At 34.8% G+C, this 25,219-nt stretch carries 26 protein-coding genes; 17 read left to right on the top strand and 9 right to left on the bottom strand.

What is annotated here, in order from left to right:
* The first annotated feature begins 80 nt into the window (after positions 1–80).
* Positions 81–1,064, top strand: coding sequence for a hypothetical protein (locus AC51AA_RS00495; protein ID WP_500703785.1), 984 nt, complete (start codon positions 81–83; stop codon positions 1,062–1,064).
* Positions 1,065–1,224: 160 nt separating this feature from the next.
* Here the strand turns inward: AC51AA_RS00495 and AC51AA_RS00490 are convergent, their stop codons facing one another.
* On the bottom strand, positions 1,225–1,776 hold the full coding sequence (locus tag AC51AA_RS00490; protein ID WP_500703784.1) for a DUF8465 domain-containing protein: 552 nt from the start codon (positions 1,774–1,776) through the stop codon (positions 1,225–1,227).
* On the bottom strand, positions 1,766–1,951 hold the full coding sequence (locus AC51AA_RS00485; protein ID WP_500703783.1) for a hypothetical protein: 186 nt from the start codon (positions 1,949–1,951) through the stop codon (positions 1,766–1,768). The genes AC51AA_RS00490 and AC51AA_RS00485 overlap by 11 nt, the downstream gene beginning before the upstream one ends.
* A gap of 105 nt (positions 1,952–2,056) precedes the next feature.
* Between AC51AA_RS00485 and AC51AA_RS00480 the strand changes: the two genes are divergently transcribed.
* Entirely contained in the window at positions 2,057–2,341 is a 285-nt protein-coding gene (locus AC51AA_RS00480; RefSeq protein WP_500703782.1) for a DUF2752 domain-containing protein, read from the top strand.
* A gap of 16 nt (positions 2,342–2,357) precedes the next feature.
* Here AC51AA_RS00480 and AC51AA_RS00475 read toward each other — a convergent pair whose 3' ends face one another.
* The gene (locus AC51AA_RS00475) at positions 2,358–3,059 is read right to left on the bottom strand and encodes a DUF1003 domain-containing protein (RefSeq protein WP_500703781.1); all 702 of its coding nucleotides are present in this window, start codon (positions 3,057–3,059) and stop codon (positions 2,358–2,360) included.
* A 189-nt stretch (positions 3,060–3,248) separates the two neighbouring features.
* Between AC51AA_RS00475 and AC51AA_RS00470 the strand changes: the two genes are divergently transcribed.
* Positions 3,249–4,040, top strand: a complete 792-nt coding sequence (locus AC51AA_RS00470) for a serine O-acetyltransferase (RefSeq protein WP_500703780.1) — start codon at positions 3,249–3,251, stop codon at positions 4,038–4,040.
* A gap of 1 nt (position 4,041) precedes the next feature.
* A complete protein-coding gene (gene cysM / locus AC51AA_RS00465) occupies positions 4,042–4,929 on the top strand; it encodes a cysteine synthase CysM (protein WP_500703779.1) in 888 nt (295 codons plus the stop codon).
* A 96-nt stretch (positions 4,930–5,025) separates the two neighbouring features.
* On the opposite strand, the gene AC51AA_RS00460 is transcribed toward cysM, so the two are convergent.
* Positions 5,026–6,003: a sensor histidine kinase gene (locus tag AC51AA_RS00460; RefSeq protein ID WP_500703778.1), complete on the bottom strand. Its 978-nt coding sequence runs from the start codon at positions 6,001–6,003 to the stop codon at positions 5,026–5,028.
* A gap of 228 nt (positions 6,004–6,231) precedes the next feature.
* On the opposite strand from AC51AA_RS00460, the gene rlmD reads away from it, so the two are divergent.
* Genes rlmD through AC51AA_RS00445 form a run of 3 tightly spaced genes read left to right on the top strand, consistent with a single transcriptional unit; the run spans position 6,232 to position 8,981 of the window.
* A complete protein-coding gene (gene rlmD / locus AC51AA_RS00455; RefSeq protein ID WP_500703777.1) occupies positions 6,232–7,644 on the top strand; it encodes a 23S rRNA (uracil(1939)-C(5))-methyltransferase RlmD in 1,413 nt (470 codons plus the stop codon).
* Positions 7,645–7,651: 7 nt separating this feature from the next.
* Positions 7,652–8,191: a DUF6452 family protein gene (locus tag AC51AA_RS00450; RefSeq protein WP_500703776.1), complete on the top strand. Its 540-nt coding sequence runs from the start codon at positions 7,652–7,654 to the stop codon at positions 8,189–8,191.
* Complete coding sequence (locus tag AC51AA_RS00445) at positions 8,163–8,981, top strand: DUF6048 family protein (protein WP_500703775.1); 819 nt, start codon at positions 8,163–8,165, stop codon at positions 8,979–8,981. The genes AC51AA_RS00450 and AC51AA_RS00445 overlap by 29 nt, the downstream gene beginning before the upstream one ends.
* Positions 8,982–9,104: 123 nt before the next feature.
* Here the strand turns inward: AC51AA_RS00445 and AC51AA_RS00440 are convergent, their stop codons facing one another.
* Both AC51AA_RS00440 and AC51AA_RS00435 read right to left on the bottom strand, forming a co-directional pair.
* Complete coding sequence (locus AC51AA_RS00440; RefSeq protein ID WP_500703774.1) at positions 9,105–9,341, bottom strand: hypothetical protein; 237 nt, start codon at positions 9,339–9,341, stop codon at positions 9,105–9,107.
* A gap of 110 nt (positions 9,342–9,451) precedes the next feature.
* Positions 9,452–10,615, bottom strand: a complete 1,164-nt coding sequence (locus AC51AA_RS00435) for a THUMP domain-containing class I SAM-dependent RNA methyltransferase (RefSeq protein ID WP_500703773.1) — start codon at positions 10,613–10,615, stop codon at positions 9,452–9,454.
* Between the two features lie 155 nt (positions 10,616–10,770).
* Here AC51AA_RS00435 and AC51AA_RS00430 point away from each other — a divergent pair, with 155 nt between their 5' ends.
* Both AC51AA_RS00430 and AC51AA_RS00425 read left to right on the top strand, forming a co-directional pair.
* Positions 10,771–11,535 carry a class I SAM-dependent DNA methyltransferase gene (locus tag AC51AA_RS00430; RefSeq protein WP_500703772.1) on the top strand — a complete coding sequence of 255 codons (765 nt, stop codon included), beginning with the start codon at positions 10,771–10,773 and terminating at the stop codon, positions 11,533–11,535.
* A gap of 110 nt (positions 11,536–11,645) precedes the next feature.
* On the top strand, positions 11,646–12,314 hold the full coding sequence (locus AC51AA_RS00425; protein WP_500703771.1) for a ZIP family metal transporter: 669 nt from the start codon (positions 11,646–11,648) through the stop codon (positions 12,312–12,314).
* Between the two features lie 57 nt (positions 12,315–12,371).
* Here AC51AA_RS00425 and AC51AA_RS00420 read toward each other — a convergent pair whose 3' ends face one another.
* Positions 12,372–14,759 (bottom strand): TonB-dependent receptor, encoded by a 2,388-nt coding sequence (locus tag AC51AA_RS00420; protein WP_500703770.1) that lies wholly within the window; start codon positions 14,757–14,759, stop codon positions 12,372–12,374.
* 154 nt (positions 14,760–14,913) lie between these two features.
* Positions 14,914–15,963 carry a helix-turn-helix domain-containing protein gene (locus AC51AA_RS00415; protein ID WP_500703769.1) on the bottom strand — a complete coding sequence of 350 codons (1,050 nt, stop codon included), beginning with the start codon at positions 15,961–15,963 and terminating at the stop codon, positions 14,914–14,916.
* A gap of 280 nt (positions 15,964–16,243) precedes the next feature.
* Between AC51AA_RS00415 and murQ the strand changes: the two genes are divergently transcribed.
* The 8 genes from murQ (at position 16,244) to AC51AA_RS00375 (ending at position 22,455) form a co-directional block, all read left to right on the top strand.
* Positions 16,244–17,059 (top strand): N-acetylmuramic acid 6-phosphate etherase, encoded by an 816-nt coding sequence (gene murQ, locus AC51AA_RS00410; RefSeq protein WP_500703768.1) that lies wholly within the window; start codon positions 16,244–16,246, stop codon positions 17,057–17,059.
* Positions 17,060–17,147: 88 nt separating this feature from the next.
* Positions 17,148–17,369, top strand: a complete 222-nt coding sequence (locus tag AC51AA_RS00405) for a DUF6095 family protein (RefSeq protein ID WP_500703767.1) — start codon at positions 17,148–17,150, stop codon at positions 17,367–17,369.
* Positions 17,370–17,404: 35 nt separating this feature from the next.
* Positions 17,405–17,977: a pentapeptide repeat-containing protein gene (locus AC51AA_RS00400; RefSeq protein ID WP_500703766.1), complete on the top strand. Its 573-nt coding sequence runs from the start codon at positions 17,405–17,407 to the stop codon at positions 17,975–17,977.
* 2 nt (positions 17,978–17,979) lie between these two features.
* On the top strand, positions 17,980–18,555 hold the full coding sequence (locus tag AC51AA_RS00395) for a DUF1572 family protein (RefSeq protein ID WP_500703765.1): 576 nt from the start codon (positions 17,980–17,982) through the stop codon (positions 18,553–18,555).
* A 40-nt stretch (positions 18,556–18,595) separates the two neighbouring features.
* Positions 18,596–18,967, top strand: coding sequence for a DNA topoisomerase IV (locus AC51AA_RS00390; protein WP_500703764.1), 372 nt, complete (start codon positions 18,596–18,598; stop codon positions 18,965–18,967).
* A gap of 24 nt (positions 18,968–18,991) precedes the next feature.
* On the top strand, positions 18,992–19,765 hold the full coding sequence (locus AC51AA_RS00385) for a TerC family protein (RefSeq protein ID WP_500703763.1): 774 nt from the start codon (positions 18,992–18,994) through the stop codon (positions 19,763–19,765).
* A gap of 141 nt (positions 19,766–19,906) precedes the next feature.
* Positions 19,907–21,826, top strand: coding sequence for a DUF294 nucleotidyltransferase-like domain-containing protein (locus AC51AA_RS00380; RefSeq protein ID WP_500703762.1), 1,920 nt, complete (start codon positions 19,907–19,909; stop codon positions 21,824–21,826).
* A gap of 2 nt (positions 21,827–21,828) precedes the next feature.
* Positions 21,829–22,455: a 3'-5' exonuclease gene (locus AC51AA_RS00375; RefSeq protein WP_500703761.1), complete on the top strand. Its 627-nt coding sequence runs from the start codon at positions 21,829–21,831 to the stop codon at positions 22,453–22,455.
* A 44-nt stretch (positions 22,456–22,499) separates the two neighbouring features.
* Here the strand turns inward: AC51AA_RS00375 and AC51AA_RS00370 are convergent, their stop codons facing one another.
* Positions 22,500–25,217 carry a DNA gyrase/topoisomerase IV subunit A gene (locus AC51AA_RS00370; protein ID WP_500703760.1) on the bottom strand — a complete coding sequence of 906 codons (2,718 nt, stop codon included), beginning with the start codon at positions 25,215–25,217 and terminating at the stop codon, positions 22,500–22,502.
* Positions 25,218–25,219: the final 2 nt, after the last annotated feature.

Raw genomic sequence — 25,219 nt, 5'->3', positions numbered from 1 at the left:
AAAGTTATGAAATATCAATTGTCTAATCTTAAATATCATTTGCCAAATTTTTCACTATTTTTGACCCAAATAAAATTACGATGAAAAAATATGCAAGCCTACTGTTATTAGCCTTTTTATTAAACGGTTGCGATGACGGAGATATCACGGTTGATTCCATAGATTTTGATGCAGTACAAGCACAAAGTTGCACTGATACTTATGAGTTAATATACAAACTTAAAAATCAAGAATCATTGCTATTGCAAATGCCGATAAATACGCTTAAAAATGAACCTACAGGCAATGGAGTTAGTCCAACCCCAATTTTTATTGACGATAGCAGCTATAGATTAGCCTATAGAAGTTACAACGGAACGGTAGAAAGCACGAACATTTGCAGTCTTATTCCACCAACCACACCCTCAGTTATCCAACAATGGAATGCGGAAGAAGGACAAATTGAAATTACTACCACAGCAACCTATGCACCAAACAACACTGGCGATGGTAGCACTAGAATTGATGGATACAACCACTACATTACAATCAAAAATGTTACCTACCCTGCACCTGGTTCCACCGTTAAGGTTACAGTGCCAGAAGTAATCATTGGAAACTTTAAAACAGCTATAAAAGCAGAAGACAAATTGGACTTAGTATTTGATGAATCTGCAAATCAATGCAGCACATCAGGGCAAGTTTACAACTTTAATTCGAGCACATCTTTAACCATCGATGACATAGATCCTGCTCTACTTTTAAACGCTTCTACTCCTGCAAATGACCCTCGAAGAGGATTACTTAGCGCGACGAAAAACAAGCTTTTATTACGCGTTTATAATGGCCTTCTTACCGAAGGATATTTCTGTACTTCACCTGTTCCAACTACCCCAACATTAAAAGAAACTTGGGTCGGTCAACCCGGAGAAGACAAGATCAGCGGTATCATAGAAGTGACCTCAACCACCTATGTTGGGAGCACATTTAAACACACTATCGTACTTAAAAATGTCAAGCTTCAAAAAGGAAATAACGTCTTCAATTTAGGAAACACTTTCTTGTTAGGTGAGTTAATTAAATAAGAAAACCAGTTTGAATAGTCGCTTTTACATCATTTAAAAAGCTTATCACTTTCCTACAAAACAAACATCCATTTTCTACTCTAATTCCTTCGAGGAAAGAGAAAGAAAATGGATGTTTTTTTATGCCTTAATTCGAGCATTTTTAAACTTAAAAAACGAACTACTTATTGTTTTGTCTAAAATAAACTTCGGTAGCACCTAGTCCATATTTTTGATAATTGGCGTCTTGAAAATCAACTCCATCATAACGACCCAATAAAAAATCAAGTTCTGCCTTTAGAATTCCCTCGCCAACACCATGAATAAAAACAATCTTTGGAATGCGATTTCGAATAGCAAACTCGATGTGCCTTTTTGCTGTTTCGGTTTGCAAAGTTAAGATATCGTAATTGGACAGACCTCGTTTATTTGGGACCAATTTTTCGATGTGTAAATCAAATTCTGGAGCTGAAATTTCACGTTTATCTTTGCGTTCTTTCACAAAACTTCTTGCTTTTGGCTCTTCTTTCTCTTTAGAAATCTCATCTAAATTAATTCTTTTAATAGAATTCATTAAATTACTGGATTCCTGCATTTTAAGTAATTCATTGACAAAAAATGTCATCATGAATCCGTCCTCAGTTTCTATCAAAACCTCTTGGTTTTTCACCGAAACTACTACTCCGTTTATGGCTTCGTCTAAAACTGAAACCTTATCTCCTTTAGTCAACATCTTGCTCTTCTTTTTCTTTATTTTTACTGGGTGTTTTTGCACTTAACTGCATCATTCCATACATGAAAACCACCATAGCAATCACCATTATATAGACGTTTTTTTCTGCGGAAACTTGCTCATATAATGCAACTGAAATGGCAAGGATCATTATTAAAATTTTAAAAATTTTCATATTTCAAAGTATAAGATTGTAAAAGTAAGAAACTTTAAAATAGCACTTCTCACCTCTTTTACTATCGTTGGGTATTTTTTTGTAAAATTGTAAAAAACAAAAGCCTTGAATTTAGAACAATATATGTTGCCTTGTTTATTCAAAACACTCTTTGGAATTGAGTGTTTAGGCTGTGGATTCCAACGTGCTCTATTCTTACTTTTTGAAGGTGATTTTTTAGCCGCTTTTAAAATGTTTCCAGCCCTCTATTCTACTCTTTTATTTTTGGGGTTTGCTTTGTTTTATTTTTTAGACAAGTCTAAAAAATATCAAAAAATGCTTTGGATATCCGCAACTATAAATGTAATTTTTATGCTAGCCGGATATTACTATAAACACTTTTTAATTTGATTTTTCTCAAGTGAAATTATTTTTTAATCTGGTTCAAAATATCGTTCATCATCTCTATTTGCACTTTCTGAATTTCGATTAATTCTTGTTGTTGATGCATAATTAAATGATCAATTTTATCGTGAATCATTCTAATTTCTAATTCCGATTTTAGATTAATCATATAATCCTTTTTAGCCCTTTTTCGATCTTTTTCTTCTTGACGATTTTGACTCATCATAATCACTGGAGCTTGCAAAGCTGCAATACAGGATAAAATTAAATTTAGCAAAATAAAGGGATAGGGATCGAATCCTTTATTAAGCAAAATATAGACATTGGCCAAAATCCAAATCAGTATAAAAAACAAAAAGGAAATAATAAACGTCCAACTCCCTCCAAAGTCCGCCACTTGATCAGCTACCTTCTGTCCAAAATTTCTGGGCTCCTGCTCATCTTCGGCGATACTTACTATGGACTTATCTTCTTTAAGAGCATCTATAACACTATTCTCCAAAGTAGAGAGTGTACCAATCTCAGTAGACAAATAGCCCGATATGTATTGCTCACGATAACTATTCAACTCTTTGATGGCGATACACTCATTCTCGTTAAACGATGGATGATCCCTCATAATCAATCCTAAAATCGGGTTGTGAATCGATTTTCCGTAAATTTTCTCACTTTCTGGAAAAGAAAGATTAGAAATAGCACTTTTGAAAGTTGCGTTTTTTTTCATTTAAATATATTTTACAAGCTAATTTACACATTTAACCCCTTAATAATCATATAATTCACAAAGCTTTTCTTTTTTCCTACCTATCCCCTACAGAAGGCTCTAAACAAAATTTCTTTGTCTAAATCGTGCCTTTATTTGCAAAAACACCTTACTTTTAGCCTTTTAAATCATTCATTCAATTTTATAATTGTGTCAAAAGAGAGTATCATACAAAATATAAAAGCTTTAAAAAGCCATTCCACTATAAATTACGGAATCAAGACTAAGACAGAAGACTTTACAGAAAAACTCTTCTACACCCTTTTTGATTCAAATGCCCCCTTAGATCAGAGTATCGACGAACTCGAAATTAGATTTAAGGAAATTGCCGTTTTGGCTTGTCATAAACCAAAACATTCGTGCGAATCCATTTGGGAGCGTTTCCTAGAAAAACTACCTGGTGTTTTAGAAAAACTAAATCAAGACGCTGAATACATTTTAGAGAACGATCCAGCATCCAACAGCATAGATGAAGTTTATTTGGGCTACCCTGGTTTTTATGCCATTGCCATTTACAGATTAAGCCATGAATTATACCAACTCGATTTGTTGCTGTTTTCGAGATTGATGAGCGAATATGCACATCGCATCACCGGAACAGACATTCACGCTGGTGCTCATATTGCTTCGCCATTTTTTATCGATCACGCTACTGGAATTGTAATTGGTGAAACCACAGTAATTAAAAAACATGTAAAAATTTACCAAGGGGTTACCTTAGGTGCTTTGAGCGTAAGCAAAGAAATGAAAAATGCCAAAAGACACCCAACAGTAGAGGCGCATGTTTGCATTTATGCCAACGCTACTATTTTGGGAGGCGAAACGATTATTGGAAAAAACAGTATTATTGGCGGAAACGCCTGGATCACCAAATCAATTCCCGAGGATTCGATCGTGACCAACACCACCACTACTGAAGTTAAAATAAAAGAAAAGAAATAATATGGGCCCACAGAAATTGCTAAACCTAATTGGCAACACTCCTTTGATGGAAACGGTGAACTTGGTTAAAAATAAAAACGTCAAACTTTTACTTAAACTCGAAGGAAACAATCCGGGAGGAAGCGTAAAAGATAGAGCGGCATACAACATGATTGCTTCGGCTCTAGAAAGAGGCGATATCAAGAAGGGAGATAAGTTAATTGAAGCCACTAGTGGCAACACTGGAATTGCTTTAGCGATGATCGCTCAATTGTTTCAAATAGAGATCGAATTGGTTTTACCTGAAGATTCTACAAAAGAGAGAACCCAAACCATGCGAGCATATGGCGCTACAGTCATTTTAACGCCCGCTAACGAAGGAATTATTGGTTCACGTAACTATGCCGACAAAAAAGTAGAAGAAGGCGGTTATTTGATGTTAAATCAATTTGCAAACGAGGACAACTGGAAAGCACATTATAAAACCACTGGTCCTGAAATCTGGAACGACACTCAGGGCACTATAACCCATTTCGTTTCGGCTATGGGAACAACGGGAACCATTATTGGTACTTCAACTTATTTAAAAGAAAAAAATCCAGCCATTCAGATTATAGGCGCACAGCCAAGCGATGGGTCCCAAATTCCAGGCATCCGCAAATGGCCACAAGAATATTTACCTAAAATTTTCGATCCTTCCAAAGTGGATACCGTAGTAGATGTAAGTGAAGAAGAAGCGCGAGCCATGACCAAAAGACTAGCCCTTGAAGAAGGTGTTTTTGCAGGAATGAGTAGTGGCGGATCCGTAGCCGTAGCTTTAAAAATTGCCGAGCAATTAGAATCTGGCGTTATCGTAGCGGTTATTTGCGATCGTGGAGATCGTTACCTATCCTCTGATTTATTCGATTAAAAAATAAAGAGAAACACAACAGAGGTTCAAAGAGGCACTGTGGCTAAGTTTTACTTTCCGCTGCTGTTCTTTTTGAACCTTTTTCTTTTTTAACAACTAGTCGAACTCAATTCTAAATTCAGCTCCTTTGTTCCTACCTTCGCTGCTAGCTGTAAGTTTTCCTTTGTTTCTTTCGATAATTTCTTTACACAAATACAAACCAATCCCTGTTGATGATTCATTGGCCGTTCCTAAACGACTCATCTTAGTGAATTTTTTAAACAGTTCCTCAATCTGATTTTTATCAAAACCAATTCCTCGATCAGTAACACTGATGATCACATTTGCATTTTCAGTAAAAACTTTAAGTTTGATTTCGCTGTCAAAATAAGAAAACTTCACTGCATTGCTAATAAGATTCACCAAAACCTGAATTAACAAACCTTCATCAATCCTTAGCTTAGCCTCTACTGTTTGTACATCCAAGCTTAACTTTATGTTCTTATCGACCAAACGCTGCTCCACCTGCTCGTTGACAAAATCCAAAACACTTGGAAACAAAATAATTTTATCTTCCAAGCTCCCTTTGGTAACTTGATCCTGCTCTTTTAACAGTTTTATAAAGTTCTCTATATAGCGAAATTGCAAATCCGTTGACTCACAAATTAATTCCGCTAAATGTTTTACTGATTCAGAAGGATTCTCACTTAATATTAATTTAGCCAAACCTTGAGGGTTTCCAGCAAAATTTTTCAAATCATGCGAGAGCATATAAATCAAATCTTGTTTTTCATTGATAAAGCTTTCAGCCTCATAAATCGATTCTTGAATATTTCCCATTAACAAACCCGCTTCATCTTTGTATTCCACAGGTAAAACCGACAGTTTACGACTATTCCTATACTCATCCAATGCCTTTGAAGCTTTTGAAATTGGCTTAATCAACTGATTCAAAACTAACAAGGTCACCAAGGTGGCCAACAAGGTCATGATCAAAGAGAAAACTAAAATAGAGGTAGGGGAAATATTGTGATTGTAATACAGAACAAAAAACAGAATCCCGATTAAAGGAATATGAATACCAATAAAAGCCACAAACAAAAATTTGAATGCATAACTTTTTTTTAAAAAACTTATTCGTGAAAGATTATGATACAACTTCATAAAAAATTATCAATACTACTAGGTTATAAATGCAATCTATAAGGTATTGCCAAAAACAAAGTTAACTTATAAAGGGAATTAAACTAATTATTTAAAAAATTTCATAAAATATTTTGAAAATTGAATTTATAAAAGTTTACAAACCCTTATTTTTGCCCTATGGGAAGAAAAAATACAGACAAAGTTGTCTTTCATCAAATTCAGGTTCTTGATGCTGGAGCAAAGGGAGTATCAGTAGCGAAGGCTCCTGACGGTAAAGTAATCTTTATTCCGAATGTCGTTCCTGGCGATGTAGTTGATGTACAAACTTTTAAAAAGCGAAAAGCATATTACGAAGGAAAAGCCGTAAAATTTCATGAATTATCAGAACATCGTATCGAGCCAATTTGCGAGCATTTTGGCGTTTGCGGAGGGTGTAAATGGCAAAACATGAAATACAGCCAACAACTTTATTACAAACAAAACGAAGTAAAGAATCACTTGCAACGTATTGGAAAAGTTGAGCTTCCTGAATTCGAAAATATATTGGGTTCAGAAAAACAGTTTTTTTACAGAAATAAAATGGAATTTTCGTTTTCTAACAGTCGTTGGTTAACTGAAAAAGAAATTGAAAGCACAGAAGACTTAGGAAATAGAAATGCGTTAGGATTTCATATTCCAAAAATGTGGGACAAAATTCTTGACATTAACAAATGTCATTTACAAGAGGATCCATCAAATGCCATTAGAAACGAAGTTAGAGATTTTGCTAACCAGCATGGTTTAACCTTCTTTAATCCAAGAGAACACTCTGGTTTATTGAGAACCTTAATGATTCGTACTGCTTCTACTGGTGAGATCATGGTTTTAATTCAGTTTTTCGAAAATGACAAAGCCAATCGCGAGTTACTACTAGATCATCTTTATGAGAAGTTTCCACAAATTACTTCTTTGCAATATGTGGTAAATGCCAAACAAAATGACACCATCTACGATCAAAACATAAAGTTATACAAGGGTAGAGATTATATTTTAGAAGAGATGGAAGGTTTGAAATTTAGCATCAATGCTAAATCATTCTACCAAACCAACTCGGATCAAGCGTATGAATTGTATAAAATAACACGTGATTTCGCAGGACTTACTGGGGATGAAACGGTTTATGATTTATATACTGGAACTGGAACTATTGCACAATTTGTCTCTAAAAAAGCAAAAAAGGTAATTGGGGTAGAAAGTGTTCCTGAAGCTATACTAGATGCTAAAGCAAATGCCGAGCGCAATAATATAACCAATTGTGAGTTTTTTGTAGGAGACATGAAAGTCGTTTTCAATGAAGACTTCATTGCACAACACGGAAAACCTGATGTGATCATTACTGATCCACCTAGAGATGGTATGCATGCTGCCGTTATTGATCAGATCCTAAAAATTGCTCCTAAAAAAGTAGTTTATGTAAGTTGTAACTCAGCTACACAAGCAAGAGATTTAGCTTTAATGGATGAAAAATACAAAGTAACACGTGTTCGTCCAGTGGATATGTTTCCACAAACACATCACGTTGAAAATGTTGTACTTTTAGAACTTCGATAATCAAGCTATGAAAAAAATAATCTGTTTTTTACTACTGTTTACTTTTGGCTTATCCAGTTGCGAGAAGGATGATATTTGTGACGCAAATACCCCTACTACTCCTCGATTAATTATTTCGTTTTACGATATTAATATTCCATCGACTAAGAAAAGTGTGACGCGATTAAAAGTAATTGGTGAAGGACAACCAAATGGTATTATTTTTAACAAAAGTGCTACTTTAGAGGATGACAAATATTTAACAAGCGGTGATTCCATTGCAATACCTTTGCAAACAGACCTAGACAGTACCACCTATAGTTTTGTTTTAAACTCAGGGAACTCTAATGCTGCCTTGATCAATACGGACGTCATCAAATTTAATTATACACGTCAAAATGTTTACGTCTCTAGAGCTTGTGGTTTCAAAACCGTATACAAACTAGATACCCAAAAACCTTTTGAACAAACAAATCCTGACGCTGATGGTTTATGGATGCAAGTTGTTGAAGTAAAAAATGCTAACATTGAAAAAGAAAATGAAACACACATTAAAGTATATTTTTAGTTATTCTTTATTGCTTTCAATGTTTTTGGTTCAAGCGCAAGAAACACCAACTACAACAGTAACAAAAGAGATCGTTCAGGAAAAACCAAAACCTGAAACAAACAAACCGTCTGTGGAGAAAACACAGACAGACAGCATTCCGCCAAAAATGGATCGCTATGGTTTGCGCGTGGGTGTTGATTTGTATAAATTAACTCGTGGTTTTTATGACAAAGACTATAAAGGAATCGAGTTTGTTGGTGATTTTCGTTTCAACAAAAATTACTATATAGCCGCTGAACTTGGTTTTGAAGACAAAACCACAGACGATGACCGATTAAATTCTACGGCAACGGGAACGTATATTAAAGCGGGTTTTGACTACAATCTGTATGAAAACTGGCTGGATATGGAAAACCTAATCACCATTGGTTTACGAGGGGGATTCAGCACTTTTAGTCAACAAATAAATAGCTATAAAATCTACAACTCGAATCCCTACTGGGGAGAAAAACCTCCTGTTGTCAGTGGCGAAAAATACGATGGACTTACCGCTACCTGGTTGGAAGTGGCAATGGGACTTAAAGCAAAGGTTTTTAATAATATCTTTGTAGGTTTTGGCGTTCAGCTAAAACTTTTAGCAAGCAACAAAAAACCGGATAACTTTGACAACCTATACATCCCCGGATTTAATCGCACTTACAATGGTAATTTTGGAGTTGGTTTCAATTACACCGTATCGTACTTCCTTCCTATTTACAAGAAAAAAGTAATTATACCTGAAATAACCAAAGCAGCTCCTAAAAAGTAGCACCTTAGACTCTATAGCCTCAAGCAAATTATAAAAGCCACCCATTCACAAGATTATTTAATCTGGAATGGGTGGCTTTTTTTGTATCGTTCTAACGCTACTTCTAAAGCAAATAGAGGTAAACTATCCGATTTCTTTAATTCCTTTTATAAAAATCCATTTCATAAAAAGCTTTTCTCCATCTTTAGTTTTTACCGCTTGAAATTTAGGTGATATTAAAGTAGCTACTATAAAAGCAGTCATCGGAATCCACAAACCACTTAATTCAGTAAAACGTGCCACGATGAATCTTCCTAAAACAAACAGGATAGCAAAACATCCTAATTGGTATAAAAAAGCTCTTATTTGTAATTTTGTCATTGTTCTTATTTTTTTAGATTCATAATCCTAAAGCTTCAGAGCCAAATCGTTTTTTTAATGTTATTCAAAAAAACAAGCCTTTGCCTCTTAGAGTCTTTACCTAGGTCTCTTTATTCCGTAATTTGAAACTTCGTTCTTTTACTTCCCTCGTACATTTCGTATTTCACCAAACGCGCTTCTAAACTAGCGTTAAAAAGCTTGATCTTACGGGATGGTTTTAATCCAACAAATTTCAAAGCTTCTAGGTTCGCGGTAATAAACCATGCATTGGTTCCTGGATAACTTTTCTTTAAAGTATCCCCAATACTTTTGTAAAACTCTTCCATATGAATATCCAATCTTTCATCATAAGGTGGATTGAAAACCATATGCAGCTTTCCTTCAACGGCTTTTTCTGTATCGAAAAAATTGCTCTCTTCAATACTTACATAATCCTCTAAGTTGGCATTTTTGATATTATCTTTGGCTTTATTAACCGCACTTGGTGCCTTATCAAAACCTTTGATCGTATAATGAAACTCTTTGGTCTTCTTCATTAAACTGTTTATAATTTGTTCAAACAAATCATTATCCCAGTCTTTCCATTTTTCAAAAGCAAATTCTTTTCTATTGATATTAGCCGGTATATTACAAGCAATCATAGCAGCTTCTGCCAAAAATGTTCCAGAACCACACATTGGATCTAAAAAATGGCTTTGTCCTTCCCAACCTGATAACAATAAAATTCCTGCTGCCAAAACTTCATTGATAGGTGCAATATTGGTAGCGGTTCTATACCCACGTTGGTGTAATGAGTTTCCTGAAGTATCTAACGCAACTGAAACCTGATCTTTGTCAATATGCACATTGATTCGTAAATCGGGATACTGTTTATCAATACTTGGACGTTGTCCAGTTCGTTCTCTAAATTGATCGACTATAGCATCTTTACATTTTTGCGAAACAAACTCAGAGTGATTAAAATAAGTGGAATGCACAGTAGCATCAATCACAAAGGTCTGATTAGCATTTAATAATTTAGACCAGTTTACACCTGAAATCCCCTTATACAAGGCTTGTTCGTTGTTGGCTCTAAACGAATAAATCGGTTTTAATACTTTAAGGGCCGTACGCAAAGACAAATTGGCTTTATACATAAAACCTTTGTCCCCTTTAAAGCTGACCATTCTTACTCCTTTTTCCACATCTTGTGCACCAAGATCTTTCAATTCTTTTTCTAATATCTCTTCAAAACCAAAAAAACATTTGGCAATCATTCTAAAATTTTCTTCCATCTTTACTTTTGTATTAAAAAACAACTCCAATCACAAACGCACCCAAGTGCCCCTCTCTACCTTAAAATGATTCTATAGGTATCAGCGCGAAATAGTTATTTTTCGGCAAAAATACACTAAATTTGCGGTACTTTGAATTAATTGAAATAGAATAAATGTCTGAAGCACCTAACTCATCAACACCAAATCAGGAACGTAATACCGAAAACTGGTTTACTTCGTGGTTTGATACACCTTATTATCACATCCTTTATAAAGATAGAAATTACAGAGAAGCGCAGATTTTCATGGATAATCTAACGCATTATCTCAACTTGCCTGAAAAAGCAACGGTTTTAGACTTAGCCTGTGGAAAGGGGCGTCATTCTATCTATTTGAATCAATTGGGATTTAATGTCTTAGGAGCTGATTTATCAGAAAACAGTATTGCCGAAGCCAGCAAAAACAGTAATGATACCTTGCATTTTAAAGTGCACGATATGCGGGAGCCTTTCGAGGAAAAATTTGATGCCATTTTTAATTTGTTTACCAGTTTTGGCTATTTCGAAAGTGATGACGATAATTTAACCACTTTAAAAGCGATTAAAGAAAGTTTATCTGAATATGGTTTTGCGGTCATTGATTTCATGAATGTCAATCAAGTTATTGAAACACTAGTCCCTGAAGAAGTAAAAACAGTAGATGGTATTGATTTTAAAATCAAAAGATATGTACAAGACGGTCATATTTTTAAAGAAATAGATTTTGAAGATCAAGGCCATCAATATCATTTTACTGAAAAAGTAAAGGCTTTAACACTGAAAGATTTTGAAGAATTAATGGAACAGGCTGGGATCTTTTTATTAGATACCTTTGGTGATTATAAGCTCAAAAAATTCCACAAAACCGAAAGTGAACGATTAATCATGATTTTTAAGTAGTAGCTTTATTGCGTCATCGTTTCATCTTTAATGGGAATTAAAATTCCGTTACTGATAACAAACGATTAAACAATTAAGCGGTTCAACTAAATAAACGATTCAATAAAATAATGAATTATCTATTACCTCTATTCTCTGTACTTTTAGGTTATTTGGTGGCTTTGTTTTTAAAACCAAAAGACAAAACCAATCTAAAACTATTACTTGCTTTTAGCGGTTCGTTTTTATTGTCATTAACAGTAATGCATCTGTTGCCCGAAGTTTACGAATCACACCACCATAATATTGGTTTGTTTATCATGGTTGGGATCTTATTCCAGATCGTGCTGGAATTTTTCTCTAAAGGAGCAGAACACGGACACGTTCACGGACATGCTAAAATGTACCAAATTCCCTGGTTGCTTTTTATCAGTTTGTGTATTCACGCCTTTTTAGAAGGTTTTCCTGTAAGTCATCATCATGATTTAGCCCTAGGAATAGCCATTCACCATTTGCCAATTGCCGTGATTTTGACCACTTTTTTCGTCAATGCAAGTCTAGACAAAAAAGCCATTTTTGGCTTCATGCTTACTTTTGCGATCATGACACCTCTAGGAACAATTGCTTCTGAATATTTACCCTTCTTAAACGACTACTATACCGAAATAACAGCCATAGTGATTGGAATTTTATTCCACATTTCCTCTACCATTATTTTCGAAAGCAGTGAAGGACACAAATTCAATGTAGCCAAAATATCCATGATTGTATTGGGTATATTATTGGCCTTTTTAGTATAATTTCAAAATCTAAGAAGCAGGCAATGCCTTTAGCTACTGCTTCTTAGTCTTTACTTTCTAACTTCCAGTTCTATTTTTTTCTTCTTGATTTCCAAAATCACGTTGCTTCTCCTCTATTTTTTTATTTCCGAAATTATAAACTAAAGACAAACGGGCAAATCGGTTGCTTGCATTTTGGCTATAGTTTTGTTTTACGCCGTTCACAATTGAAACATCATCTTTTAAATAAGACGTATTAAAAACGTCATTTACTAAAAAGGCAATCTGCATTGTTTTGTTCAACAAATCTTGTTTAAAACCAATATTCAAACTAGAGGTATATCCTGTTGCATACAAGCCACTTTTATAAGGTGTAGTATAACTTAGATCAATTTGCAATTTAGTTGCTTTACCTAATGAAAATGTATTGTTTGTAGAAAAATCGACTCTGAGGTTATTTGCAGGGATTGCGTTGATCTCTTTTATGAATTTAATTTTAGATCCTAAAAAATACAGGGAGTTCTCACTCTGCCACCAATTGGTAAAATTAGCAGAATATGTTTCACCGATTCCATATTCTGTTCCTTTGTAATAATTTTCTCTTGATACCACTTGCGTCAATGTTTCTGGATTAGCAGTAAATATTACCCCATAACCAGCTGTAATGGCATTTAGGAAAACACTCGTTCTCAATATTTTTTTATATGAATGTGCCCATTCAAAATTGTCGCTAAAAGAAGGTTTTAAAAACGGATTCCCTTCCGAATAACTGTTGCTACTTATATAAACTCGAAACGGGTTTAACAAGCTAAAACTTGGTCTACGGATTCTCCTTCCATAATTTAAGCTAAAATTATTATTTTCATTTTTCTTATAAGAAGTATAAAAGGTTGGAAATAGCTTAAGATAATTGTTTCTATTTTCCTGATTCAAGTTTTTCGAATAACCTATTGTTTGTGTATTCTCTAACCGTAATCCTAACTGAAAATTCCATTTTTCATTGATTTTTTTAGTAGCACTCATATAGATCGCCTGATTATTTTCAATATACTTAAATTGGTTTGATTGATTTGTATCTAATACCGGAGTTCCACTAATTGTATTAAAAAAAACAACATCACTATTACTTTTTGTAAAACTCACTTTTGCTCCATAAGACAAGTTTAATGCTTCAATCGGATGTTCCATATCAGCCTTGAAGCTTACATTATCAACAGCCTGATTCGAAATATTTCGTCCTGATTGATTTACGTCGACAAAGGTTCCGTCCGACGAAAAATTGTTCGCTTTAAAATCTCTGTCAAATTTTGAATCGTGTATAAAATAATCGACATCAAATGATACTTTTCGATTTAGAGAATCGAGCTTTGTGATCAAATGCATATTATAGGTTTCATTGCCTGCTTTCCTATCTAAAAAACTCTTGTTAACCACATAACTATCTAGTTCATTCTGAGCGTTGTATTTATCAATCCTAATGTACGAGTCAAAATCCGGATTGCCTTTGTCTTTTAAAAATTGAAAACCTATGCTGGTTTTTTCTGAAAAATCATAATCCAAAGCTACTTTTCCAGATCCACTTTCCTCACTTAATTTTGTTGTGACATCCATTTTGGTAGGTCCTTGAACGAAATACATATCCAGAGCTTCCTTACTATTTCTAAACCCCTTTTTTCCATTAACACTAGCCGAAAACCTAAACTTATTTTTATTATAAAAGAAATTGTTCCTTACCCCATAAATTCCATACTTACTTTGATCATAGGAAGCTGTGGTTGAATTTTTCCACGAATCAATAGCCCCTTTTTTCATAATAATATTGATCAATCCGCCAGTTCCTTCGGCTTCGTATTTTGACGCAGGATTACTGATAATTTCGATATTTTTAATATCACTTGCCGAAATGGATTTTAAGAAATTATTCAGTTCTTCGCCCGTTAATTCAATCATTCTGCCATCAATCATAACACGAGAAGCTCCTTTTCCTAAAATCGTAATCTGATTATGTTGTACCACCACTCCTGGTGATGAATTTATGGCGCTCAAAGCATCTCCACCAACGTTTGTTACATTGTTTTCAAAATTATAAACCAAACGATCTGTTTTCTGTTCAATCGTATTTTTTCTAGATTGAATGACCACTTCCCCCAAATTGGTTACATTTTCCTTTACCATTAGCAAACCCAAATTAGTATCTTTTTCGATCGTAATTTCTTTATTAACCTCGGTATATCCCTCTGGACTGATTTTTACTTTATAATGTCCTTTAGTCAAAATCACTTCAAAACTCCCTTCTTCATTTGTTGTTGCTCCGTTTATAGTTTTCCCTTCTTGGTTTAAGATTACGACAACGGTCCAAGCTATTGGTGTTTTTTCATTGGCAATTTTTCCATTTAATTTATAGGATGTTTGTGCCAAGCAAAACAAAGGCAATAGTAAAAAAATAAGGAGGTCTGCTTTTTTCATAATTTCTAATTTTAAACTTGTTTGATTAATTTCAAGCAAAGTTGTCTTAGAATTTTTTGATACACGACCGACAAAAAAAAGTCGAACCCATTTCTATTTAAGAAATTGGTTCGACTTTATTAAATCTGAAGTACGACTTTTTACAAACTACTCATTATAAAGCATTTCTATACGCTGTAGGTGTTAGATTAGTATATTTCTTAAAAGAAGTATTAAAAGACGATTTGGAATTAAAACCTACTTCATATAAAATTTCCAATACCGTAAGCTGACTTTTAGAGTCGTCTTTCAAAATATTCATCGCTTTTTTTATCCGGTATTCATTTACAAAATCAAAAAAATGCTGATCGATATGATGATTAATCAATACCGATAAATCCCGAACCGGAATGTTAATTTGATTAGCGAGTTCCAAAATGGTCAATGACGGATCAAGAAAGGGTTCTTTTTCCATCATATAGTGTTTCAGTGCCATAATTTGGTCTGTGATTCCTTGCTCTTGCCTATTGGCAATTGTAGCCACTTTTTCATTTTCCTTAGTAATGAGATCTTTTGCCAATTCCATTTTAGAATCGATACCACGAAAAAGCTCGGGATAATTCAAGGCTTTTAGTACCACCCAACACATTATCCACAATGCCATCAATTGCAATATGATATTGGACCAAACCCATAGTAAATCAAATTCTGCATATCGTATAACATTCTTCGCTATTGATAAATAATACAACACAAAAAACATTATGCTTATTTGAAACAACCACTTGAAAACAGAAGCCCTAGGATTCGTATAGTTTTCCTGATATATTTTTCTATATCTTTTTAAAACCAAAAATACCGCTATACTATAAAAGATAATCTGCAGTCCCAAAACAATAAATAAGCAAAACATTTCCGGCGATTGACCTCGATGTACATAAAACAGCCCTTGTTCCACATCATTTAAAAAGTAGAGCCTATAGAAATAAAACAGATTGATAATTACAAATGGAAGACCATGTAAAAAATGTTTTGTCTTTAATCTGAAATCTGCAAAACAAACCGACATTACATACAGATAGTAAACCGGTAGCATAAAAGTGCAAGTAGTCCATCTGAAAAATTCTAAATTAAAATGGTCTTCTATGAAGCTATTCGCAATAAAAATACCGCTATTGTCAATTGCAAGAAAAAGCAAATAACAAGCAAATAGTCTATTTGCCAATTTATTTTTTGTTTTAACCCTCAGCAAAAAGAAGGCCAGCAACAAGGAAACAAAAACTGACATCCTGGCCGTACCGCTTACAAAGCTTTCTATATCCATTCCTTTTATTTTTATTTAACAAATATAATATTTTAGTTCTTTTAACACCGATTCCATAAAGCAATCGTTACATAAGAATTTACAACACAAAAAAGTTCTAAATCTTTGTTACTTTAAGCTCTAAATTTCGGGATTGCCATAAAAAAGATTATTTTTGGCCTAGCACAATTAACACACAAAAATGACCTTTACTAAAACTACAGAACAAAGTTCAAAGTACGAACATTTAGAAAAAATGTCTGTTCAAGACTTACTGATCAATATTAATCAAGAAGACAAAACAGTTCCCAGTGCTGTCGAAAAAGCCATACCTCAAATTGAAGCTTTAGTAGAACAGGTGGTGGCTAAATTAAAATTAGGGGGACGTCTATTTTATATCGGTGCTGGAACCTCTGGACGTTTAGGCGTACTTGATGCTTCTGAATGCCCTCCTACTTTTGGAGTGCCTTTTGACTTAGTAAACGGCATCATCGCTGGTGGCGATAAAGCCATTCGCCGCGCCGTAGAAAATGCTGAAGACGATGCCAAACAAGCCTGGATTGATTTGCAAGCCCATAACATTGGCTCCAATGATGCCGTAATCGGTATAGCGGCTTCAGGAACAACACCCTATGTCATTGGCGGTCTAGAAACTTGTAATGAAAACAATATCCTCACAGGTTGTATCACCAACAATGCAGGAAGTCCATTAGCAATTACTGCTCAATTTCCAATTGAGGTGGTTGTAGGTCCAGAATTTATTACCGGAAGCTCGAGAATGAAAGCAGGAACAGCTCAAAAATTAGTTTTAAACATGGTTTCGACTGCTGTAATGATTCAACTTGGAAAAGTAAAAGGAAACAAAATGGTCGATATGCAGTTGAGTAATATCAAATTGGTCGATCGTGGTGTAAAAATGATCATGGAAGAAATTCCAGTTTCTTATGAAGTAGCTTCAGAATTATTAAAAGAATATGGCAGTGTAAGAAATGCTGTTGATCATTATAATTCAAAATAGGCAGCAAAAAGCATATCGAAAATAACGGCTTTTACATTTTGTGCACAAGCTTTGTCAAAAGCAGCACCTCAAATAGCAAACATATAAAATGGCAACAAATAAAGAATTACTAGGAAAGGGAATTAAATATCTATCAGGGGCTTTACCTCTTCTATTTATTGGCCCTACTTTGATTTATAATGCTTTTATGAACCAACACACCAATTGGCATTATTTGGTATTAGGAATTGGAATTGTAGCCTGTATCAGCTCCATGTTTTTAATTTTTTACGGATTAAAAACAATCATGAAAGGTTTATTTAACGACTAAGCTTTTTCTTTAAAAACACCCCTCAAAACAACAATATGGAAAGTCTAATTCACATTCAAAAAACCTTCGATAAAGTCATTTACATTGATAAAAAGATAAACAATCGCGAGTTTGAAGATTGTGTGTTTAAAAACTGTGATTTCTCTAATAGCAATTTTGCTTATAATACTTTTTTGGATTGCGAATTTATCGATTGTAATTTATCAATGACCAGTTTAGCCGGTACTAGTTTAAAAAATGTGACGTTTAAAAATTGCAAACTCTTAGGCATCGCTTTTAACGAATGTGACGATTTTTTATTTCAGGTCTATTTTGAAGAATGCGCTTTAGATTATGCTATTTTTTCCAACAAAAAAATGCCTAAAACAAAGTTTATCAACTCCTCTTTACGAGAAGTCACCTTTATTGGATCTAACTTAACAAGTTCTTTGTTTGATAACTGCAATTTGGAAGGTGCTATTTTTAACGATACACAATTAGCCAGTGTTGATTTTAGAACAGCTTACAATTACAAAATTGATCCCGAATTTAATCCGATGAGAAAAGCACAATTTTCGACTCAGGGTATAGTGGGACTTTTAGATAAATATGACATTAAAATTGTATAATTATGGAAGCGACTGAATCTTATTTAGACAGTGTTAAAAAACAATTTCTCTACTATAAAATGTTAGGTGAAAAAGCGATGGATCAATTAGAACCTGAGCAACTCTTTGTTACATTAAACGAAGACACGAACAGCATTTCTACCATTATAAAACATATATCGGGTAATATGTTATCGCGTTGGACCGATTTCTTAACTACCGATGGCGAGAAAGAGTGGCGCAATCGTGATGCCGAATTCGAAAATGATCTAACCTCAAAAGAAGAAGTTTTAATCGCTTGGAACAAAGGCTGGGATTGTTTCCTAGAAGCTTTAAACAGCTTGAAGCCAGCGCAACTTTCTACTATTATTTATATCCGTAATGAAGGACATACCGTTATTGAAGCCATTAACCGCCAATTAGCACATTATCCTTACCATGTGGGGCAAATTGTATTTTATGCCAAACAATTAAAAGACAGTAGTTGGAATAGTCTATCAATTCCAAAAAACAAGTCCACAAACTACAATGCCGAAAAGTTTGCCAAGGAAAAAGAAATCAAGAACTTTACCGATGACGAGCTAAAAAAACTGCAATAAAATTCAGGAAATAGCACCTGTAAACAACCTAAATAAAAAAATGAAAAAAATACTATTCTTTCTTCCCTTACTGGCTTTAGTTTCTTGTTATGAAACCCAGCACAATTGCAAAGATTTTAAAAACGGAAAATTCAAATTTGAGTTTGAAGTAAATGGCGTAAAAAAAACAACCCTTTTTGAACGCAAAGACAATATTGAAATTGAAACTTTTGAGGGTAAAACAGATACTTCGACGGTACGTTGGGTAAGTGATTGTGAGTATATTTTACAAAAGAAACACCCAAAGAACATGGCCGAAGAAAAAGCCATTGGAATGAAAATTCTAACCACCTCTAAAGATTCCTATACTTTTGAATTTGGAATGGTTGGTTCTGATCAAAAGCAACGTGGGACAGTAACTAAGTTGGATTAAACAAAACATATAAAGCCTTAAAAAATGGAAGTATTTTTAAATCCTGATGCATGGATTGCCCTATTAACACTAACTTTTCTTGAAATTATTTTAGGAATAGACAACATCATCTTTATCTCTATCGTTACCGGGAAATTACCCGAAGAAAAACGTAAAAAAGCGACCCAAATTGGTCTGTTTTTAGCCATGTTTATGCGTATTGCCTTGTTGATGGGTATTTCGTATTTAATCGCTATGAAAGCCATTTTATTCAGCATTAATTGGGGCTGGTTAAACGCTGATTTTACAGGACAAGCTGTGATTTTACTCTTAGGGGGCTTATTTTTAATTTATAAAAGCACCAAAGAAATCAGCGAAAAAGTAGACCATGAAAAAGAACACGAACAAACGCTAAAAACCGCTGCCAAAAAATCATTCTCTAATGTTATTGTTCAAATCTTATTAATTGATTTGATCTTTTCTGTTGATTCGATTTTAACGGCTGTCGGGATGACAAATGGTGTACATGGCGCCTTAACTATTATGATCACAGCGGTTATTATTTCCGTAGGTGTTATGATGCTCTTTGCTGTACCAGTTGGCAACTTCGTCAACAAAAATCCATCAATTCAAATATTAGGACTTTCGTTTCTAATCTTAATTGGCTTCATGTTGATCACCGAAAGCATGCACTTATCCAATGCTGCATTGGCCGGTGAACATATAGGCGCCGTACCGAAAGGGTATTTGTATTTTGCCATTTCCTTTTCATTGGCGGTAGAATTCATCAATATGAAAATTCGAAAAAAACATTCCTAATACGATATCAAAAGCTCCCTCGCGGAGCTTTTTTTTGCCTTAGTGTTTAAAACAAGCTTTTTCAACAAAAACAACCAAAAGTTAAAGGTGTTCCTTTTACGTTTCTATTTTAAATAGTACATTAGAACCTAAATTTTATCCATGAAAAACACCATTTCACATAGAGTAGCTGACTTTTTAAAAAACTATCCCCCTTTTAGTTTTTTGCTTCAAAAAGATCTCGAAAAGTTATCGGAACAAATCTCTATTGTTTACAAAGACAAAGATGCTGTAGTGTTTTCTGAAAATGAAAAAACACATGACTCTTTTTATGTTGTTCATAAAGGTGCAGTCACGCTTAAAAAAGGTCAAAACAATACCGTTTTAGATTTATGTGATGAAGGAGATATTTTTGGATTACGTCCTCTTTTGGCGCAAGAAAACTATATCATGGATGCCGTTGCTCATGAAGAAACGATACTATATGCTATCCCTATAGCTGTTTTTAAACCTTATGCACTTGAAAACAGAACAGTAGGTAATTTTTTAATAGAAAGTTACGCCTCCAACACCCGAAATCCATACTCTGACCTTCATAAGGACAAGTTGTACGGTGATGATCTAGGCTATGAACCCCTGCACTCCCATAAAGATTCCTTCGATTTACAGCCCATACAATATTCTAAAAAATTAGTCACCTGCAGTCCCTCTACCACCGTTAGAGATATTGCCAAAATCATGTCCAAGAAAAAAGTAGGCGCCATCTTAATCGTAGATGAAATGCTTCCCATTGGTATCATTACCGATAAGGATTTGCGCAATAAAATTGTCACTGGAGATTTTCCGATACTCACAACAGCAGAAACCATTATGACCAAACCCGTTATTACCTGTCGTAAAAAAATGACGGTAACCGAGGCGCAAATGGCCATGATCAAAAACAATATTAGTTATCTATGTCTCACTAAAGACGGAACGATTAATACCAAAGCTGTTGGTATCTTGTCTAAACATGATCTTATGGTGGCTCTAGGGAACAATCCAGCGGTTTTAATAAAAGCCCTAAAGAGAACCAAAAAAGTCAAAGAGATCAAGCCTATTCGCGCGCGAATAATGCAATTACTTCAAGGGTATTTAGATCAAAACATACCGATGACCTTAATTGCTAAGATCATCACCCAACTAAATGATGCTTGTATCACCCGGGTTATCGAAATGTCACTGGAGAAAATGAGCAGTCCGCCTCCAGTAAAGTTTGCTTGGTTAGCCTTAGGCAGCCAAGGGAGAAATGAACAAATGTTGCATACCGATCAGGACAACGCCCTTGTTTATGAAAATGTCTCTGAGGTTTTCCAAGAGGAAACCAGAATCTATTTTTTAAAATTTGCTGCCCTGGTCAATAAAGGACTTTTTGAAATAGGATATGATTATTGTCCTGCCGAAATGATGGCTTCGAACCCAAAATGGTGTTTGAGTCTGGACCAATGGAAAAGCCAAGTCCACCATTGGATCACCAATCCTGGTAAAAATGAGGTGTTATTGTCTTTTATTTTCTTCGACTACAGTCTCACCTATGGTGATGCTGAAATCGTCAATGAACTTTCCGAATCTATTTTCGAAAATGTAAAAGCCAATCCTATATTTTATCACCACTTGGTTAGCGGTGCCTTGCAAAGTCCCTCCCCAACAGGTTTCTTTAGACAATTTTTAGTCGAGCAAGACGGTGCCAACAAAGATCATTTTGACATTAAAAGAAGAGCCTTAATGCCGTTAACCGATGCGGCTCGTGTTTTGATTTTATCGCATTCCGTAAAATCAATTAGCAATACCGCGGAGCGATTTGAAAAATTAGCGGAATTAGAACCTACCAATAGCGAATTATATTTGTCCTGTTCCTACTCCTTTAAAGCCTTATTAAAATTTAGAACCAAACAAGGTCTTTTACATCATGATTCAGGCCAATTTATTGCTTTAGAGTCTTTGTCTAAAATGGAAAAAATAAAACTCAAAAGAACCTTTAAAACCATTAAAGAGCTTCAGGAATTGATTAGTATCCGATTTAACATTTCTAATATCGTCTAGTAATGAGCCTATTTAATTTTTGGAAAAAAGAAGAAAATCTGTTCGATGAAACCATTACAATAGAAGAAACTCGATTTGTGGTTTTAGATACCGAAACCACAGGTTTAGACTATACTCAGGATCGAATATTGTGTATAGGCGCATTGGTCTTACAAAATGGAGTAATCCGTCTAGAAGACAGCTTTGAGATCTATATTGAACAGGAACATTACGATACCGCAACGGCACAAATTCATGGAATTCTAAAAGATTTCATTCTAAAAAGACCCACTGAATTAGAAGCGTTACAGCAGTTTTTAAGCTTTTTAGGGGATTCGATCATTATCGCCCATCACACCATCTTTGATATCACGATGATCAATGAAGCCTTAAAAAGAAATGGTTTACCGGAGTTAACCAACAAAACTTTAGACACGGCCAGTTTATATAAAAAAACCTTAATCAAATCACATCTCTTTGAGCGCAAGGATCATTATACCTTAGATGATCTAGCGGATAAATTTGATATTTCAAAGAAAGACCGCCATACGGCTTTGGGAGATGCTTATATCACGGCGATTGCTTTTTTAAAAATTGTAAAAAAGCTAAAAGAGAAGAAAATGGTGAATCTAAACACTTTATTCCAATAAAATAAAAAAACGCTAAGATTATTACTCTTAGCGTTTTTTGTACATTAGTCTAGAACCAGTCCGATTTGTCCATCGTCGTCTAGTTCTGTTTCTACTGGATCTCCATCATCACTGATCGTCCTGACTTTTACTTCCTCTATAGGCTCTTCATAAGGCAGAGGCTCTAGTAAATTAACTTGTTTTAATTTATCGGCCGTCAGTTGATTCCCGAGTGCTTTAATTCCTTTTATGGCAATAAAATCCTCCACATCGATATGTAAGTCTTCTTTCTGAACACCTTTTACTTTTGCAAATACTAACTGCGCCAGAGGGCGATAATCAGTAGAAACAATTTCCAATTGTGAATTAGCATGTTCGGTTATAAAACTTTCTTCTTTTTCTGTTTCTACCAAGAAACGTTTCAAATAATAACGTTCTTTTTCTCCATCAAAATAAATAGCTGAAATCGGTTTCTTAGGCTTCCATTTCTCCAATACAATCATATCCTCATCGAAATGCGTCGATAATTCTGGAATGATTACCTTTAATCTACCGCTTTGGCTGATGATCAAGATTTTATCACTTGGTTTAAATTCTCCTAACAACTCCCCTCTTCCATCTACATTCAAACGCTTCACGGTATCATCAAACCACACCTTTCTTGGCAATAAAGTAGAAATTCCTTTCTCTTTTAATTCGATTTTCTTGATTGGGTACTTCGTTACTAAATTTCCTTTTGATGCTCTTCCCTTAATGGCTAAATTGGCAAAATCAATATCAAATTTCAATTTCTTGATCGTTCCTATCTGACGCAATAATATCGTAATTACCTCAGCTTCTCCATTAGGATTATGCGAGAAATAAACCACTTGTGAACCATTGGTCTCATTGGTCAAATCATAAGGTTTATCACGTGTAACCCCAGAGACATTAAATCGTTTGATATAAGATGGCCCTGACTTACCATCGCGATAAATCATATTGTAAATGGTACGTTTATCACTTTTGTCAAAAATGGCCACGTGGATAATGTCTTTTCCAACAAAGGTCTTGGTATCCACTTTGGTCACTAGCATTTTACCATCTCGCAAAAACACGATCACATCATCAATATCCGAACAGTCGGTCAAATACTCGTCTTTTTTCAAACTGGTTCCTACGAAACCTTCTTCGCGGTTTACATATAATTTTGTATTTCTTAAAACGACTTTGGTAGCTTCCACATTATCAAAAACGCGAAGTTCCGTCTGACGTTCACGACCTTTACCATATTTCTCTTTTAACTTGCTAAAATAAGCAATGGCAAAGTCGGTTAAGTTTTCCAAATGATGTTGTACTTCTTTCATTTCATCTTCTAACTTGGCGATGACATCATCCGCTTTATCAGAATCGAAACGCGTAATACGGATCATTGGAATCTGTGTCAATCGTTGTAAATCCTCATCGTTGATTTCTCTAACGAATGATTTTTTGAAAGGCTCAAAACGATCGTATAAATATTTATAAAGGGATTCTCTATCGGAATACAGTTTGAACTCAATGTACATTTCCTCACGAATAAAGATTTTCTCTAAAGTAGAGAAATGCCATTTGTTCTTTAATTCCTCTAATTGAATTTCTAATTCTTGTCGAAGTAAATCAACAGTACGATGTGTGGAAATTTTCAACATTTCCGAAACACCGATAAACAACGGTTTGTTGTCTTCAATCACGCAACCTAAAGGGGCCACCGAAGTTTCACAAGCCGTAAAAGCAAACAAAGCATCAATGGTTTTGTCTGGAGAAACCCCTGGAAAAAGGTGAATTAAAATCTCAACATCTGCCGCTGTATTGTCTTCAATTTTCTTGATTTTGATTTTACCTTTATCATTGGCTTTCAAAATACTATCAATCAAAGTAGTGGTATTGGTCGAAAACGGGATTTGCGTAATGACCAAGGTATTTTTATCTAATTGGGCGATTTTAGCACGTACACGGACACGTCCACCACGTAAACCATCACTATAATTGGACACATCGGCAACACCCTGTGTCATAAAATCCGGATATAAGGTAAAGGCTTTTCCTTTTAATATCTTAATAGAAGCATCAATTAATTCATTGAAATTGTGTGGTAAAACTTTAGTGGAAAGACCAACAGCAATTCCTTCTGCTCCTTGGGCCAAAAGCAATGGAAACTTTACAGGCAGATTGTTAGGCTCTGCACGACGACCATCATAGGAAACACCCCAATCAGTAATCTTTGGAGAATACAAAACCTCTAAGGCGAATTTAGACAAACGTGCCTCAATATAACGAGAAGCTGCAGCCCCATCCCCTGTTAGTATGTTACCCCAGTTTCCCTGGCAATCAATTAATAAATCTTTTTGACCAATTTGTACCATCGCATCCCCAATACTCGCATCTCCGTGTGGGTGATACTGCATGGTGTGTCCGACAACATTAGCTACTTTATTATAACGACCATCATCTAATTCTTTCAAAGAGTGCATAATACGACGCTGAACCGGTTTAAAACCATCTTCAATGGCCGGAACCGCACGTTCTAAAATAACATACGAAGCATAATCTAAGAACCAGTCTTTGTACATACCGGTTACCTTGGTAATGGTATCCTGACCTTCCTCTTCCGTATTTTCGTAAAAATGCTGCCCTTCAAAATGTTTAGCCTCTACTTCAATAATTTCATCATCCTCTCCTTCTTCATTTTCATCAAGCGGATTTTCATCTGAATTATGTTTTTCGTTGTTTGGAATTATGTTATCGTCTTCTTCGTCTTTCATTT

Source organism: Flavobacterium sp. OHVDL-2026-0007, from assembly GCF_059882335.1.
This window is presented reverse-complemented; position numbering and strand designations above follow the sequence as displayed.

Excerpts from the sequence above, each read along its gene's own strand:
- AC51AA_RS00495 (WP_500703785.1), top strand. The coding sequence starts at position 81 with ATGAAAAAATATGCAAGCCTACTGTTATTAGCCTTTTTATTAAACGGT.
- AC51AA_RS00490 (WP_500703784.1), bottom strand. The coding sequence starts at position 1,776 with ATGTTGACTAAAGGAGATAAGGTTTCAGTTTTAGACGAAGCCATAAAC.
- AC51AA_RS00485 (WP_500703783.1), bottom strand. The coding sequence starts at position 1,951 with ATGAAAATTTTTAAAATTTTAATAATGATCCTTGCCATTTCAGTTGCA.
- AC51AA_RS00475 (WP_500703781.1), bottom strand. The coding sequence starts at position 3,059 with ATGAAAAAAAACGCAACTTTCAAAAGTGCTATTTCTAATCTTTCTTTT.
- cysM (WP_500703779.1), top strand. The coding sequence starts at position 4,042 with ATGGGCCCACAGAAATTGCTAAACCTAATTGGCAACACTCCTTTGATG.
- rlmD (WP_500703777.1), top strand. The coding sequence starts at position 6,232 with ATGGGAAGAAAAAATACAGACAAAGTTGTCTTTCATCAAATTCAGGTT.
- AC51AA_RS00450 (WP_500703776.1), top strand. The coding sequence starts at position 7,652 with ATGAAAAAAATAATCTGTTTTTTACTACTGTTTACTTTTGGCTTATCC.
- AC51AA_RS00445 (WP_500703775.1), top strand. The coding sequence starts at position 8,163 with ATGAAACACACATTAAAGTATATTTTTAGTTATTCTTTATTGCTTTCA.
- AC51AA_RS00440 (WP_500703774.1), bottom strand. The coding sequence starts at position 9,341 with ATGACAAAATTACAAATAAGAGCTTTTTTATACCAATTAGGATGTTTT.
- AC51AA_RS00435 (WP_500703773.1), bottom strand. The coding sequence starts at position 10,615 with ATGGAAGAAAATTTTAGAATGATTGCCAAATGTTTTTTTGGTTTTGAA.
- AC51AA_RS00430 (WP_500703772.1), top strand. The coding sequence starts at position 10,771 with ATGTCTGAAGCACCTAACTCATCAACACCAAATCAGGAACGTAATACC.
- AC51AA_RS00425 (WP_500703771.1), top strand. The coding sequence starts at position 11,646 with ATGAATTATCTATTACCTCTATTCTCTGTACTTTTAGGTTATTTGGTG.
- AC51AA_RS00420 (WP_500703770.1), bottom strand. The coding sequence starts at position 14,759 with ATGAAAAAAGCAGACCTCCTTATTTTTTTACTATTGCCTTTGTTTTGC.
- murQ (WP_500703768.1), top strand. The coding sequence starts at position 16,244 with ATGACCTTTACTAAAACTACAGAACAAAGTTCAAAGTACGAACATTTA.
- AC51AA_RS00405 (WP_500703767.1), top strand. The coding sequence starts at position 17,148 with ATGGCAACAAATAAAGAATTACTAGGAAAGGGAATTAAATATCTATCA.
- AC51AA_RS00400 (WP_500703766.1), top strand. The coding sequence starts at position 17,405 with ATGGAAAGTCTAATTCACATTCAAAAAACCTTCGATAAAGTCATTTAC.
- AC51AA_RS00395 (WP_500703765.1), top strand. The coding sequence starts at position 17,980 with ATGGAAGCGACTGAATCTTATTTAGACAGTGTTAAAAAACAATTTCTC.
- AC51AA_RS00390 (WP_500703764.1), top strand. The coding sequence starts at position 18,596 with ATGAAAAAAATACTATTCTTTCTTCCCTTACTGGCTTTAGTTTCTTGT.
- AC51AA_RS00385 (WP_500703763.1), top strand. The coding sequence starts at position 18,992 with ATGGAAGTATTTTTAAATCCTGATGCATGGATTGCCCTATTAACACTA.
- AC51AA_RS00380 (WP_500703762.1), top strand. The coding sequence starts at position 19,907 with ATGAAAAACACCATTTCACATAGAGTAGCTGACTTTTTAAAAAACTAT.
- AC51AA_RS00375 (WP_500703761.1), top strand. The coding sequence starts at position 21,829 with ATGAGCCTATTTAATTTTTGGAAAAAAGAAGAAAATCTGTTCGATGAA.
- AC51AA_RS00370 (WP_500703760.1), bottom strand. The coding sequence starts at position 25,217 with ATGAAAGACGAAGAAGACGATAACATAATTCCAAACAACGAAAAACAT.